We start from the raw sequence: 14841 nt of genomic DNA, 5'->3' as shown, positions 1-14841 counted from the left end.
GTTTATGGGGAGTTACGTGCTTAAAAGGCTGTTCTCGACCATTCCGGTGTTTATCGGGTTGTCGTTAATTGTTTTTCTGATCATGGCGATGATTCCGGGGAACCCGGCGCAGGCGCTGTTGGGGGCCTGGGCAACGCCGGAAAACGTGGCGCGCATTAACCGCGAGCTGGGGCTGAACAAGCCGCTGTATCAGCAATATCTGATCTGGGCGGGCAATATTCTGCACGGCGACTTTGGCCGCTCCTATGTGCTGAACCGGCCAGTAATTGATGAAGTGATGGAGCGTTTCAGTGCAACGCTGCTGCTCGGCGGCTGCGCGCTGTTACTCAGCACCGTACTGGGACTGCTGGCAGGGATTTTCTCAGCGGTCAGGCAGTTCGGCTGGGGCGACCGCATCATCACGCTGCTGGTGCTGCTGGGCATTTCTATGCCGTCGTTCTGGATAGGCTTGCTGATGATCATGCTGTTCGCCGTGCAGCTGCAGTGGTTCCCGGCGTCCGGGATGTATGCGGTCTGGGGCGGCGGTGACGTGGCAGATCTGCTGCACCATCTGGCGCTGCCCGCTGTGACGCTGGCAATAGTCGCCACCGGCGTGATCGCCCGTCTTACCCGCACCGCGATGCTGGAAGTGCTGCGTCAGGACTTTATCCGCACCGCCCGCGCCAAAGGGCTGTCTGAACGCAAAGTGATTTACAAGCATGCGTTCCGGATGGCGCTGGTGTCGGTTATCCCGGTGATCGGCATTCAGGCGGGCTTCGTGCTCGGCGGCGCAGTGTATATCGAGACGGTGTTCCAGTGGCCGGGGCTGGGCGCGATGATGGTGAAAGCCGTTGCCACCCGTGATCTGCTGCTGGTTCAGGGCGGCGTGCTGGTCGCCGCTGCAGCCTATGTATTGATCAACCTGTGCGCAGACATTCTGCAGGCGCTTCTCGACCCGAGGTTAAAATCATGAGCCAGACCATCACTTCCCCCGCGCCGCGCTACCGCCAGTCTTTGTGGGCGCTGCTGCTGGCTAACCGCCTGGCAACGCTCGGCCTGACGCTGCTTGTTATTGCCGTGGCCGCTGCCCTCGCCGCCCCGCTGTTGCCGATACCTGATCCGGACGCGACGGATTTACTTAACCGGCTGCTGCCCCCGTTTTCGCCCGGCCACTGGCTGGGAACCGATCCGCTGGGGCGCGATATGCTTTCACGTCTGCTGTGGGGAACGCGGGTGTCGCTGGCGGTCGGGATATGCGCCACGCTGCTGGCCGCGCTGCTGGGAACGCTGATCGGGCTGGTTGCCGGGTACGCCGGTGGCAAAACCGACAGCCTGCTGATGCGGCTGATCGACATGCTGATGGCTTTTCCCTACATCCTGCTGGCGCTGGTGATCGTCGCGGTGCTCGGCCCCGGCCTGCTGAATGCGCTGTACGCTATCGCCGTGGTCAATATTCCCTTCTTCGCCCGTAACATTCGCGGGCTGACCGTCGGCCTGCGGCAGCGTGACTTTATCCAGGCGGCGCGGCTGTCGGGTAAAAATCATCTGCAAATTTTGCTCACCGAAGTGCTGCCCAACGTGATGCCCGTAGTGGTGGTCACCATGTCGACCACCGTCGGCTGGATGATTTTAGAAACCGCCGGGTTGTCATTCCTCGGGCTGGGCACGCAACCGCCAAATGCGGATCTCGGCTCGATGCTCGGTCAGGGGCGCGCGCAAATGTTCAGTGCGCCGCACGTCTCCGTGGTGCCGGGATTGATGATTTTCCTGCTGGTGATGAGTTTTAACCTGCTCGGCGACGGCATCCGCGATCTGCTGGATCCGCGTCTTAAATCCGGTATTTTGCTGCGTGCCCGCGCGGTGACCACCGTAACGCGTTCCGCTGTGCCGCCCGCCGTAAAGGGAAGCGACGCCCTGCTGGAAGTGGTGGATTTGCAGGTCAGCTTCCGCTCAGGCCGGCAGTCAGTGGCGGCGGTAAAAGGGGTCAGCTTCCACGTGGCAAAAGGCGAATGTCTGGGGCTGATTGGCGAAAGCGGCTCAGGTAAAAGCGTCACCGCGCTGTCGGTGATGGGGCTGGTCTCGTCACCGCCGGGTGAAATCACCGGGGGCGCCATCTATGTCGGCGCAGAAGAGATGCTCGGGTTGTCGCAAGGCCAGTTACAACAGCGGCGTGGCGCGCGCGTGGCCTACATTTTCCAGGATCCGCTGACCACGCTGCACCCGCAGTTCAGCATTGGTGCGCAGATCATCGAATCCATTCAGGCGCATCAGGCGATGCCAAACCGTGCAGCGAAAGACAAAGCGCTGTCGCTGCTGGTCAGCGTAGGCATTGAGGATGCCGCGGCGCGCTTTGATGCGTTTCCACACCAGTTGTCAGGCGGTCAGCGGCAACGCGTAGGCATTGCAATGGCGCTGGCGAATGACCCGGAAATCATCATTGCCGATGAACCGACCACCGCGCTGGATGTCACCGTGCAGGCCCGTATTCTCGATTTGCTGCAACAGTTACGGCGCGAACGCGGCCTGACGTTGCTGTTCATTACTCACGATTTCGGCGTGATTGCGCAGATTTGTGACCGCGTGGCGGTAATGCGGAACGGCGAAATTGTGGAAAGCGGCGATACCCGTTCGGTGCTGCGCGATCCGCAACATGATTACACCCGCAGACTGATCGCAAGCGTACCCAAACTCGGCCAGGGGCGCGGTTTCCTCAAACAGGTCGGCGAACTGTATGCCACACAAAAAACGCAGCCGGAGGCGCTATGAACAATGTCATTGAAGTCAGCGGATTGGTGAAAACTTTCGGCAGCCGTTCAGGCTGGTTCTCCGGTAAAAAACATCAGGTGGAAGCGGTTAAAGGTGTCTCTTTCCATCTTGCCGAAGGCGAGACGCTGGCGGTGGTGGGCGAAAGTGGCTCAGGGAAAAGCACGCTGGCGCGGATGCTGGTCGGGCTGGAGCGGCCAACCTCCGGCTCGGTGACACTGATGGGCGAAGAGATGTCGGCGCACAGTAAACGCGGCGATAAAGCCTTTGGCCGGATGATCCAATATGTGTTTCAGGATCCGGTGGCCTCACTGAACCCGCGCAAAACCATCGCGGATACGCTGGACGTGCCGCTGCGTTATCTGTGCGGGTACCCTGCCGCGCGGCGACAGACGCGGATGCGCGAGCTTATGGACGCGGTACAGATGCCTGCGGACGCCCTCACCGGTTATCCGCATGAGTTTTCCGGCGGACAGGCGCAGCGGCTGGCTATCGCCCGCGCACTGGCGGCGGAGGCGCGCATACTGGTGCTCGACGAGCCGGTCAGCGCGCTGGATGTCTCGGTGCAGGCGCAGGTGTTATTGCTGCTCGATCAGCTTAAACGTGATTTCGGCCTCTCCTATCTGTTTATCAGCCATGATTTAGCAGTGGTAGAGTCGATAGCCGATCGCGTGGCGGTGATGTATCACGGAGATTTGGTAGAATGCGCGGATAATGACATGCTGTTCAACGCGCCTCAGCACGACTATACCCAACGTCTGCTGGCCAGCGCGCCCAGGGTTTGAGCCAATGAAGGGATGTATGAGCACTGAAACGTCACACCAGCCCGAACCGGTACGCCGCAAGCGCACCGACGAAATCGTCGATGCCATTAAAGAGAGCATCATCAGCGAAAACCTGCTGCCGGGCGACCGTCTGCCGCAGGAAAAAGACCTGATCACCCGCTACGCGGCGGGCAAAGGCACGGTGCGCGAGGCGCTGAAATCCCTTGAAGTTCAGGGGCTGATCCGCACCAAAACCGGCCCCGGTGGCGGTGCGTTTATCGATTCGATGACCGAATCGCGCGCCATGAGTTTGCTGTCCAATTATCTGTTTACGCGCCAGCTTTCCATCAGCAATATCTACGCGCTGCGTAAAGCGCTGGAGCCGCTGGTGGCGGTGAGCGCCATCGGCAACATCGACGCCAAAGGCTTTGAGCAGTTGCATCAGTTGATCGCGGTCTACGATCATGAACCCGCCGACGAAAACGAACGCTGGGAACAGCGTATGGCCGAACTCGATTTCCACGGTGTGGTCGCCAGCTACTCCGATAACGTCCTGCTGGCGTTTATCTGCCACTTCCTGCAACGCCTGCTCAAAGATCTGGCCGTCTGCAAAGACATCTACCAGCGCCCCGAACCGGTAGAGCGCCGTGCCGGTATCGATTATCAGTACCGTCTGATCGACGCCATGCGCCGTCAGGACGCCGAGGCAGTACAACAGATCATGACCGAACACATGCAACACGCCGAAGACGCCATGCTCGGTTTAGAAGCCACGCTGGAGGACCGTTTTTTAAGTGAGCGATGAGGCCGTCATCAGACGATTTCAGCCTGACATGCAGACACAAAAAAGCCGGCAGCATTTTCATGCTACCGGCTTTTTAATACGCCTTTACCGCAGAACTAAACCTTACGCGTTCAGCAGTTGCTGCGCCGTTTTCTCTACCAGCGCCAGCAGAACTTTTACGTCGTCCAGCGTGACGGTCGGGTTCAGCAGGGTCAGCTTCAGGCAGGTCACGCCGTTATGCTCGGTGACACCCACGTTGGCGCGGCCTGAATCCAGCAACGCATCGCCGATCTTCTGGTTCAGCAGGGCGACAGCGGCATCGCTGCTGTTTGCCAGTTGCTCAGGACGGTAGCGGAACAGCACGCTTGCCAGCTGTGGCTGCATCACCAGTTCCAGCGCGGCTTCAGACGTCACGTACTGCGCGACGTCCTGTGCCAGCGTTACACCGTGATCGATGATCGCGGCGTACTGTTTCTGCCCTAACGCTTCCAGCCCCATCCACAGTTTCAGTGCATCGAAACGGCGGGTGGTTTGAAGTGATTTAGACACCAGGTTTGGCACGCCTGCCTCTTCGTCAAACTCAGAGTTCAGGTAAGCCGCCTGATAACGCATCAGCTCATAGTGACGCGCTTCTTTCAGCAGGAACGCGCCGCAGCTGATGGTCTGGAAGAACTGTTTGTGGAAGTCCAGCGTGATGGAATCCACTAACTCGATGCCATCCAGATAGTCGCGGTATTTTTCGGACAGCAACAGAGCACCGCCCCACGCCGCATCCACGTGAACCCAAATCTGATGCTCAGCCGCCAGTTCAGCGATAGCGCGCAGCGGGTCGATCGCACCGGCGTCGGTGGTACCGGCAGTCGCCACGATGGCCAGGATCTGATCGCCATTGGCTTGCGCCTGTGCCACTTTCTCGCGCAAATCGTTGAGATCCATACGGGCAAACTCATCGGTTTTCACCAGCGTCACGCACTGATAGCCGAGGCCGAGCAGTGCCATGTTCTTCTGCACCGAGAAGTGTGCATTTTCAGAACATAACACCTTAATTTTACGCAGGTTGCCGACGAGGCCGTCCTGCTGCACGGAGTGTCCCTGACGGGCGAAGAAGGCGTCACGCGCCAGCATCAGCCCCATCAGATTGCTCTGGGTGCCGCCGCTGGTGAACACGCCCGCGTCGCCAGCCTGATAACCTACCTGAGTGCGCAGCCATTCGATCAGCTTCATCTCAATGATGGTGGCTGACGGGCTTTGGTCCCAGGAGTCCATGCTCTGGTTAGTGGCGTTGATCAGCACTTCCGCGGCCTGGCTTACCACCAGGCTCGGGCAATGCAAATGCGCAACACATTGCGGATGGTGCACAGACAAGCTGTCTTTTAAAAAGTATTCAATGGCGCGTTCAATCGCGGCCTGGTTACCCAGGCCGTTTGGATTGAAGTCCAGTTTGATACGTTCACGCAGCTCAGCAACGGTTTTGCCCTGATACATCTCAGGTTGTTGCAGCCACTGCACGACAGCTTCACTGCTCTGTGCAATGGCCTGCTGGTAGGCTTCAGTGCTTTGCGCTGAGCCTGCCAGAATCGGGTTTAACTCGGACATCAGAATCTCTTACTCCGCTCAGACAGGTTTGACGCCAGCCGCTAACAGCGCCTGCTCAAACTTATCGAGGAAAATACCCAGCTCATCATTGGTGATCAGCAGAGAAGGCAACAGGCGCAGAACGCAACCGTTACGGCCACCGCGCTCGAGGATCAGGCCAGCTTCGAAGCATTTTTTCTGCAACAGGGCGGACAGATCGCCATCGGCCGGGTAACAACCCATGTGATCCTGCGCTTCGTCAGGTTTAACAATCTCGATACCGATCATTAAGCCCAGGCCGCGCACATTACCGATGACCGGGTAACGTTTTTGCATCTCGGCCAGTTTGCCTTTCAGCCATTCGCCCTGTTCAGCGACTTTGCCTGCGATGTTGTTGTCTTTCAGGTGCTTCAGCGTGGTCAGGCCGGTCGCCATTGCCAGCTGGTTGCCACGGAACGTGCCGGTATGGTGACCCGGTGCCCATGCATCGAACTGTTTTTTGATCCCCAGAACAGCCAGTGGCAAGCCACCGCCGACCGCTTTAGACATCACGATGATGTCCGGCTCAATGCCCGCGTGTTCGAAGGCAAATGGTTTGCCGGTACGGCAGAAACCCGCCTGCACTTCGTCGAGGATCAGCAGAATGCCGTGTTCCTGAGTGACTTTACGGATGCGCTGTAACCATTCGGCAGGAGCCGGGTTAACGCCGCCTTCACCCTGAACGGCTTCCAGAATGACGGCCGCAGGTTTGCGTACGCCACTTTCGACGTCATTGATCAGGTTATCGAAGTAATAGGTTAATGCTTTAACGCCAGCGTCACCGCCAATGCCCAGCGGGCAACGGTACTGGTGCGGATAAGGCATAAACTGCACTTCTGGCATCATGCCGTTGACGGCTTCTTTCGGAGACAGGTTACCTGTTACCGCCAGCGCGCCATGGGTCATGCCGTGATAGCCGCCGGAGAAGCTGATCACGCCGGAACGTCCGGTGTATTTTTTTGCCAGTTTCAGTGCGGCTTCCACCGCATCGGCGCCAGACGGGCCGGTGAACTGTAAGCAATACTCTTTGCCCTGTTGCGGCAATAAAGAAAGCAGATATTCAGAGAACTGATCTTTCAACGGGGTTGTCAGATCCAGTGTATGTAACGGCAAGCCGCTGGTAATGACATTTTGGATGCTTTGCAGCACGTCAGGGTGGTTGTGTCCAAGCGCTAACGTTCCTGCGCCTGCCAGACAGTCAAGATATTGATTATTCTCAACATCGGTGATCCACACGCCGTTGGCTTTGGCAATTGCTAACGGTAACTTACGTGGATAACTCCTGACATTCGATTCAAATTCAGCTTGTCTTGCCAAATAGGTTTCATTGTTTCCATTTAATGAATTCGCACCTAAATTATCAATACGGACTTTATCCGTCATCATATCTCTCCTACAACCGGGGGTTATCGCTAACGCCTAAGTTGAATAATTGAATAAAAGAAGTCACTACCGTGAAAAAACGCGGCCAATATATGGCTTTTTTGCCCCCGGCTCAATAACTTATTTTGTATAGAATTGTTTATTCTTTTTCATATGAATCAATAACATGCTGATTTTATGACCGATAATGCTGCCATAACTCTGTTACGCGGGCATTAATAAGGCACTAAATTGCTGTTAATTGGGCAGGCAGACACCGCCGGAGGGCGGTATTCAGAAGGCCTGACGACGATAAAAGGGGGGGAGCCCCCCTGTCTGTCAGGCGCGGAAAATGACAAATAATACGCTGTTTAAGAGCGCGTACAGCAGCAATATAAGCAGTATAACCCGTGTATCGATATTCATCCTGCGCTCTGTCCGGGGGGTTAAAAGGTGTAGAGCAGCGCCGCGGAGGCGGTGGCCTGATTGCGGCGAAACACAATCGGGCTGTCGGCGGCGTGATCGTCAAGCCAGGTATATCCGCCGATTAACACCGTCGCCCAGTGCGGTGAAAACTGATGGCTCCAGGTTAAATTCGTATTGATGCCGTAAAACCCGCCGCCCGGCTGATAGCGTGCATAACCGCTGCGTTCACTCTGGGCGCTGTTCACCCCGTAAAACGTCTGCATGTAACGGCTGTCGCCAAACAGCGCCGCCGATTGCAGCGCCACGGTATCCGTCTCGTCCTGCCACGGCAGCACCGTGAGCGATGCCTGATATTGTCCGCCCTGCCCGTCGGTCAGCGGCAAGGTGGCTTTCCCCTCCAGCGAAAACCAGCTGGTGGCCTGCCAGCCCACCGCCACCGAGGTGTTCATCACCGCTTTGATGGAGCCCATGCCCTTCAGCTCTTTTGAACCGTCTCGCCAGGTGGAGTCCTTTTCGGTTCGTCCGAGGCTGTACCCCAAAGTGTGCTCCAGATATAACCCGTTATCGCTCTGCAGGTCGTAGCCGATGCCTTTCAGGCCGTCGAAGAAAAACGCGCCGTCGCGCGCCTGAATCACCGGGGCGATGAGCGTGTGGCGCTTGTCTGAACCGCTGTATTTCGGCGCATTCTGCACGCCGACGCCGAGCGTGAAACTTGACGCCGGTGTACTGCTGTCTTCTGCCCAGGCGACCGTTGCGGTGGTGGTGAATGCAACACATGTCATGTGCATGATCAGTTTTCTGGTTATCATGAATTCCTCGTTACCCGATGTTTGACGGCCAGGAAGGGGTTCAGGGCACGTCCGAAGCGGGAAGTATGGAGAGGCAGTGTCAATAAACTGCTTGGGAATTATGAAGAAACTGTCAAGGTCACCTCAATGCAGACTAAACGAGTGCTGGTTATAGAAGATGATGCCGATGCGGCGGGCGTTCTTGAGGCCTACCTGAAACGTGAAAATTATGAGGTGAAGGTGGCGGGCGACGGGTTGCTGGGGCTGGAGATGGTAAGCAGCTGGAAGCCTGATCTGATCCTGCTCGACGTGATGTTGCCCGGCATGAACGGGACTGAAGTGCTCTCGACCCTGCGCCGTACCCGTGATACGCCGGTGATTATGGTCACCGCCATGGGGGATGCGCCTGACCGCATTGGCGCGCTGCGTTACGGCGCGGATGATTATGTGGTGAAGCCTTATAATCCCGGCGAAGTGGTGGCGCGCGTTCAGGCCGTTCTGCGCCGTGCCGCACCGCAAACCCGGCAGGCCGAACTCCTGCGCTGGCAGGGGCTTGAGGTGGATACCGAATCGCTCACCACCACGGTGACTGACGCTGACGGCATGCCGAAAAGCCTCGAGCTGACGCCCACTGAATTCGCGCTGTTAGTGATACTGATGGGCGCACCCACGCGCCCCTTTACCCGTCAGCAACTGCTGGAACGCTGCCTGCCGGAAAGCGAAGCGCTGGAGCGCGTGGTGGATACCCACATCTATAACCTGCGTAAAAAACTTGAGCTGGCAGGCATTCTGAATGTCCTGATCAACGTGCGCGGTATTGGTTACAGGTTCAGACAGCCATGAAAAAGCCACAACATCAGTCTCTGTGGCGCTGGATCTGCCTGCGTGTTCTGACGCTGGCGATCGGTTCCGTGGTGCTTATCGCCTTGTGCATGTGGCTGAGGTTTGTCATCCAGAATTTATGGATCCTCCACCATATGCCTGTCTCGATGAGAGAGGAGTTTGCCCTGCTGCGTGAACAGCCCGCGCTGAATCTGGCGCGTTTTCACCAGATTGTCGATGAGCGCTGGGGGATCCGCTACTCCGATCCCAGCATTGCGTCTTCGGACTGGATCACCGTCGGCGTGCTGGTGCTGACCGTGATTCCTTTTATCGTTGTACTCGGGCTGCGCGCTGCGCGTCCGCTTTCGGCGCAGGTGAGCAGGCTGGCGGCGGCGGCGGGATCGGTGGCGCGCGGGGAATTCAGCACGCGCGCTGAAAAGGTGGAAAAGGCACCGGCGGAGCTTATCCAGCTGACGGAAAACTTTAACGCCATGACCGGGCAGCTGGAACGTTACGATCGTGAACTGCGGGCCTCCCACGTGGCGATGGCGCATGAATTACGCTCGCCGCTGACCGCCGCCATTGGCCGGTTGCAGGGCATGATCGACGGTGTGTTTGAGCCGGAACCTCAGCAGCTGAATATGGTGATGAAGCAGCTTCGCCACCTCAGCCGTCTGACGGACGAACTTCACCTGCTTTCGCTGGCCGACGCCGGACAACTCCAGCTGACGCCTGTCACGCTTAATCTCACCGATCTGCTGCTCGAACGCGCCGCCTGGCTTAAACCGCAGGCTGAAGCGGCGGGCATGGCGATTGAGATAAACCCGTCACAGCCTTATACCTGCGTCGGCGATCCGTTCCGCCTTGCCCAGGTGTTCACCATCCTGATGGAGAATGCCCTGCGCTACGCCGCAGAAGGCGCACGTCTGGAGGTGAACGTCAGCAAGCTGGCGGGCGGGATAGAGATTGCGTTTCGTGACTTCGGGCCAGGCGTCACGGCGGGCTTTTTGCCTGATATGTTCGAGCGTTTCACCCGCGCAGAATCCTCGCGCGCCCGCGATTCCGGCGGCAGCGGGCTGGGGCTGTCAATCGCCAGGGCGATCTGCGTAGCGCACGGCGGCACCATCCGCGCTACCCTGCCGGACAGCGGCGGCCTGCAAATTTCAGTATTCCTTCCTGACGCGTAACGCGATTTTCAACAGGACGGGCAAATAAATTGCCCGTCTTGAATTTTCCTTGATGAAACATACAGGGAATCTGGACATAACCCGGTTTGAATAGCGACATCTCAATTCAGGAACCGGGTCATGACAGACACATTCACCGATTACGCCAGCCGGGCCATTTGCCACCTCACCGGCTCACAACGCCTGCGCGCCCTGTGGCCTTTTTTGCTGCTGATCCCGCTCGGGTTAGCGCTCACCGCCTGCCATGATCAGAAGAAAAAATCTGAAGCCCCTGCGCGGCCGGTGCGGTTTATCATCGCGCCAGCCCCTTCGGGGGCCAGCACCCTGCTGCAAACCGGTGAAATCCGGGCCCATGACGACGTCACGCTGAGTTTCCGGCAAGACGGACGTCTGATCAGCCGCGCCGTTGACGTGGGTGACCACGTGCGCGCCGGGCAGTTACTGGCCACGCAGGAAAGCGATACCAGCCAGAATCAGCTCAGCAGCGCCAGGGCCGATCTGAACAGCGCGCGCGCCGCCGAACGGGTGGCGGCGCTGAACCTGCATCGGATGACACTGCTGATGCCGCAAGGGGCGATATCCCGCGCACAGTTTGATACTGCGCAGTCAGACTGGCAGGCCGCGTTGTCGCGCCGTCAGAGCAGCGAATCCAGCCTGAAAACGGCGCAGGATAATCTGGCGTGGACGCGGCTGACCGCCCCGGACGACGGCGTGATCACCGCCGTCAGCGCCTCTGCGGGCCAGGTGGTCAGCAGCGGTCAGGCGGTGGTCACAGTGGCAGGCAGCAACGCACGCGATGCGGTGTTTAATGTCGCCACACCGCAAGCCCTGACGCAACAGAGCGCGGTGTCCGTTTCCCTGCTCTCCGATCCCGCCGTTCGCACGACCGGGCATCTGCGCGACATCAGCCCGCAGGCCGATCCACAAACCCGCACCTGGCGGGTGCGCGTGACGCTGGATAATCCGCCACCGGCCATGGCGCTGGGTGCCAGCGTTCAGGGCGCGTGGCAGCAATCCGGCCAGACGATGATTTCCCTGCCCGCCTCGGCCCTCACCCGCATTGGCAATAAACCGGCGGTGTTTGTGGTTGACCGCGCGAGCCAGCGTTTGCAACTGCGCGAAGTGACTCTTGGCCGCTACACCACCGATGACATCTCTGTCTGCGCCGGGATCGTCGCCGGAGACGCGGTGGTCACCGCGGGCGTCAGCAAACTGCGTCAGGGTGAAAAAGTCATCGCTCAGGAGAGCAATCCATGAGCCCGCGTTCCCTTAAAGAGACGTTTAACCTTTCCGGCTGGGCGCTGGGGCATCAGCAACTGATGATCTTTTTCATGCTGATGATCATGGTGGCGGGCGTGCTCAGTTATGAGAATCTGCCGCGCAACGAAGATCCGGCGTTTACCATTAAAACGGCAGTGGTCTCGGCGCAGTGGCCGGGTGCCAGCGTCCATGACACGGTCAGCCTGCTCACCGATCCGCTGGAGAAAAAACTTCAGGAAACGCCGCATCTGGATTACGTGCAAAGCGAAACCCGCGCCGGGCAGACGATCATTATGGTCAATCTTCGCGACGACACGCCGCCCGCCGCGGTGGCGGATATCTGGTATCAGGTCCGTAAAAAAATGCAGGATATCAGCCCGTCACTGCCGCAGGGCGTGCAGGCCGTCGCGGTCAACGATGAGTTCGCCGACACCTTTGGCACCCTCTACGGGTTTACCGCAGAAGGTTACAGCATGCGGGAGCTGCGCGATCAGGTGGAAGGGATCCGCCGCAGCCTGATGTCTGTGCCGGACATCGGTAAAGTCAGTCTGCTCGGTGAACAGGAAGAGCAAATCGTCATCGCCTTTTCGCCGCGTAAGCTGGCCGGGATGGGAATTGATTTACAGCAGGTCACCAGTGCGCTGAAAGCACAGAATGCGGTGGTGCCCGCCGGGACAATACGCAGTGATAAAGAGAATATTTCGCTGTGGGTCAGCGGCGCGCTGAATTCGGAAGAAAATCTGCGCGATGTGACGCTGCATATCAACGACCGCTATATTCCGCTGACCGATATCGCCACCCTCAGCCGCCAGAGTCAGTCGCCGCCTGCCCTCGCCTTTCGGGTGAACGGCCAGCCCGCCATTGGTCTGGCGATATCGATGGCCGCCAGCGGCAACATGACAGACTTCGGCCAGGCGGTTAACCAGCAGATGACCGATATCGGCAAACGCCTGCCGCACGGGATCGAAATGACCAAAGTCGCCGATCAGTCCGCCGTGGTGGCGCAGGCGGTCAGCGGATTTGTGCGGGTGCTGCTCGAGGCGATTGCCATCGTGCTGGCGGTGTCTTTTGTGTCGCTGGGCACCCGCGCCGGTCTGGTGGTGGCGGCGGCGATCCCGCTGGTGCTGGCGATGACCTTCACCGGCATGCTGCTGGCCAATATCGGCCTGCAACGCATCTCCCTCGGCGCGCTGATCATTGCGCTCGGCCTGCTGGTGGATGACGCGATGATCACCGTGGAGGCGATGGTGTCACGGCTTGAAGCGGGCGACAGCCGCTGGCGCGCGGCCACCTATGCTTTCGAAACCACCGCATTCCCGATGCTGACCGGCACGCTGGTGATGATCGCCGGCTTTATTCCGGTGGGGTTTGCTGCCTCCAGCGCCGGAGAATATTGTTTATCGCTGTTTGCCGTGGTGCTGATTTCCCTGCTCAGCTCGTGGGTGGTGGCGATTCTGTTTTCGCCGCTGATGGGCACCTGGCTGCTTTCCTCGCAGGTAAAACATCCTCATGCCGGACCGGGCAGGCTGATGCGTTTTTATCAGCGGTTACTGCTTACTGCGCTGCGTCACCGCCTGCTGACCGTGGCGTGCGCGGTGGCGGCGCTGCTGATTGCCCTTTACGGCACGACGTTTATGCAGGGTGAATTCTTTCCGGCCTCCGATCGCCCTGAATTGCTGGTCAGCCTGACGTTACCGGCAAATGCGTCGCAGACAGAAACCGCGCGGCAGACCGAAAAACTGGAGCGCACCCTGCGCGGAAACCGCAACGTCGATCACTACTCCAGCTATGTGGGCGGCGGTGCGATTCGTTTTTATCTGCCGATGGACGTGCTGAGCGACAATGAAAATACGGCGCAGCTGGTGGTGGTCGCCAAAGATCTTGAGGCGCGTGACCGCCTCCGGCAACAACTGGAAACCGAGCTGGCGCGCCATTTCAGCGATCTGACCACCCGCGTTTCACCGCTGGAGCTGGGGCCGCCGGTTGGCTGGCCGCTGAGATATCGGGTCAGCGGCGCGGATTATGCCAAAGTCCAGACCATCGCCCGCCAGCTGGCGACCCTGGCCGGAAATAACCCCGGCGCGCGCGAGGTGAACCTCACCGCGGGCGAGCCGGAGCGCGCCATTACCCTGCGCGTCAACCAGACTGCCGCGCGGGCTGCGGGCGTCTCTTCCGAATCGCTGGCAGAGACGCTCAACACCCTCTATTCCGGCAGCACCATCACCACGGTGCGGGATCGTAACCGGCTGGTGGACGTGATCATGCGCGGCAACGACGCAGAGCGTCAGGACATCGACACGATTTCAGGGATGATGCTGACCACTTCCGGCGGAGCAAAAATCCCGCTGGCGCAGGTCGCTACGCCGGAATGGGGCATTGATGAACCGGTCATCTGGCGGCATCAGCTGCTGCCGTTCATCACGGTGCAAACCGATCTCGCGCCGGGTATGAGTGCAGAGACGCTTTCCCGGCAATTGTCTGCGCAGGTGTCGCGCCTGCAGGCCTCACTGCCTGCCGGTTATCACATTGAGGAAGGCGGTACGGTGGCTGAATCGGACAAGGGCAACCGTTCGGTGTACGCCATGCTGCCGGTGACGTTGTGCGCAATGCTTATCCTGCTGATGATCCAGCTTCAGCGTTTTTCCCGCATGCTGCTGGCGTTAATGATGGCGCCATTTGGGCTGATCGGCATTGTGCTGGCGATGCTGCCGACCGGCACGCCGATGGGATTTGTCGCGCTGCTGGGGGTGATTGCTCTGGCGGGGATGATTATCCGCAATGCGGTGATCCTCATTAACGAAGTCGATAACAACAGCCGCAACGGCATGGAGAACAACGCCGCGATTATCGCCGCCGCCTCACACCGCGCCCGCCCTATCCTGCTGACCGCCTGCGCGGCGATCCTCGGGATGATCCCGATTTCCCACCAGGTATTCTGGGGGCCGATGGCCTTCGCGATCATTGGCGGACTGATGGTCGCCACGCTGGTAACGCTGACGGTGCTGCCTGCGGCAATGAGTCTGGTGATGGAAAAGGAAGGAAAGAATAAGCCATCGTGAAAGAAGCCAGCCCCGCCTAAGGGGCTGCTGTGT

General features: G+C 59.0%; 11 protein-coding genes. 8 read left to right on the top strand and 3 right to left on the bottom strand.

The window, feature by feature from the left end:
- Positions 1-4 precede the first annotated feature (4 nt).
- Genes ACO0U8_RS14625 through ACO0U8_RS14610 form a run of 4 tightly spaced genes read left to right on the top strand, consistent with a single transcriptional unit; the run spans position 5 to position 4311 of the window.
- A complete protein-coding gene (locus tag ACO0U8_RS14625) occupies positions 5-952 on the top strand; it encodes an ABC transporter permease (protein WP_122096661.1) in 948 nt (315 codons plus the stop codon).
- Positions 949-2745: a dipeptide/oligopeptide/nickel ABC transporter permease/ATP-binding protein gene (locus ACO0U8_RS14620; protein WP_421671078.1), complete on the top strand. Its 1797-nt coding sequence runs from the start codon at positions 949-951 to the stop codon at positions 2743-2745. Before ACO0U8_RS14625 ends, ACO0U8_RS14620 begins: the two co-directional genes overlap by 4 nt.
- Positions 2742-3527, top strand: a complete 786-nt coding sequence (locus ACO0U8_RS14615) for an ATP-binding cassette domain-containing protein (protein WP_421671077.1) — start codon at positions 2742-2744, stop codon at positions 3525-3527. Before ACO0U8_RS14620 ends, ACO0U8_RS14615 begins: the two co-directional genes overlap by 4 nt.
- Positions 3528-3543: 16 nt before the next feature.
- Positions 3544-4311: a FadR/GntR family transcriptional regulator gene (locus ACO0U8_RS14610; RefSeq protein WP_122096664.1), complete on the top strand. Its 768-nt coding sequence runs from the start codon at positions 3544-3546 to the stop codon at positions 4309-4311.
- Positions 4312-4413: 102 nt separating this feature from the next.
- Here the strand turns inward: ACO0U8_RS14610 and ACO0U8_RS14605 are convergent, their stop codons facing one another.
- The 3 genes from ACO0U8_RS14605 to ACO0U8_RS14595 form a co-directional block, all read right to left on the bottom strand.
- A complete protein-coding gene (locus tag ACO0U8_RS14605) occupies positions 4414-5886 on the bottom strand; it encodes a pyridoxal phosphate-dependent decarboxylase family protein (protein ID WP_056773956.1) in 1473 nt (490 codons plus the stop codon).
- 18 nt (positions 5887-5904) lie between these two features.
- Entirely contained in the window at positions 5905-7290 is a 1386-nt protein-coding gene (locus ACO0U8_RS14600) for a diaminobutyrate--2-oxoglutarate transaminase (RefSeq protein WP_056773953.1), read from the bottom strand.
- 422 nt (positions 7291-7712) lie between these two features.
- Positions 7713-8501: a MipA/OmpV family protein gene (locus ACO0U8_RS14595; protein WP_136376370.1), complete on the bottom strand. Its 789-nt coding sequence runs from the start codon at positions 8499-8501 to the stop codon at positions 7713-7715.
- A 126-nt stretch (positions 8502-8627) separates the two neighbouring features.
- Here ACO0U8_RS14595 and ACO0U8_RS14590 point away from each other — a divergent pair, with 126 nt between their 5' ends.
- The 4 genes from ACO0U8_RS14590 to ACO0U8_RS14575 all read left to right on the top strand — a co-directional run bounded on the left by ACO0U8_RS14590 (position 8628) and on the right by ACO0U8_RS14575 (position 14808).
- Positions 8628-9323 carry a response regulator gene (locus tag ACO0U8_RS14590; RefSeq protein WP_421671076.1) on the top strand — a complete coding sequence of 232 codons (696 nt, stop codon included), beginning with the start codon at positions 8628-8630 and terminating at the stop codon, positions 9321-9323.
- Positions 9320-10489 (top strand): sensor histidine kinase, encoded by a 1170-nt coding sequence (locus tag ACO0U8_RS14585; RefSeq protein ID WP_421671075.1) that lies wholly within the window; start codon positions 9320-9322, stop codon positions 10487-10489. Before ACO0U8_RS14590 ends, ACO0U8_RS14585 begins: the two co-directional genes overlap by 4 nt.
- A gap of 120 nt (positions 10490-10609) precedes the next feature.
- Positions 10610-11746 carry an efflux RND transporter periplasmic adaptor subunit gene (locus ACO0U8_RS14580; protein WP_056773940.1) on the top strand — a complete coding sequence of 379 codons (1137 nt, stop codon included), beginning with the start codon at positions 10610-10612 and terminating at the stop codon, positions 11744-11746.
- The gene (locus ACO0U8_RS14575; protein ID WP_421671074.1) at positions 11743-14808 is read left to right on the top strand and encodes an efflux RND transporter permease subunit; all 3066 of its coding nucleotides are present in this window, start codon (positions 11743-11745) and stop codon (positions 14806-14808) included. Before ACO0U8_RS14580 ends, ACO0U8_RS14575 begins: the two co-directional genes overlap by 4 nt.
- The last annotated feature ends 33 nt before the right edge of the window (positions 14809-14841 follow it).

The organism is Rahnella sp. EDr1-12 (genome assembly GCF_049206505.1).
Lineage (GTDB): Bacteria > Pseudomonadota > Gammaproteobacteria > Enterobacterales > Enterobacteriaceae > Rahnella > Rahnella rivi.
This window is presented reverse-complemented; position numbering and strand designations above follow the sequence as displayed.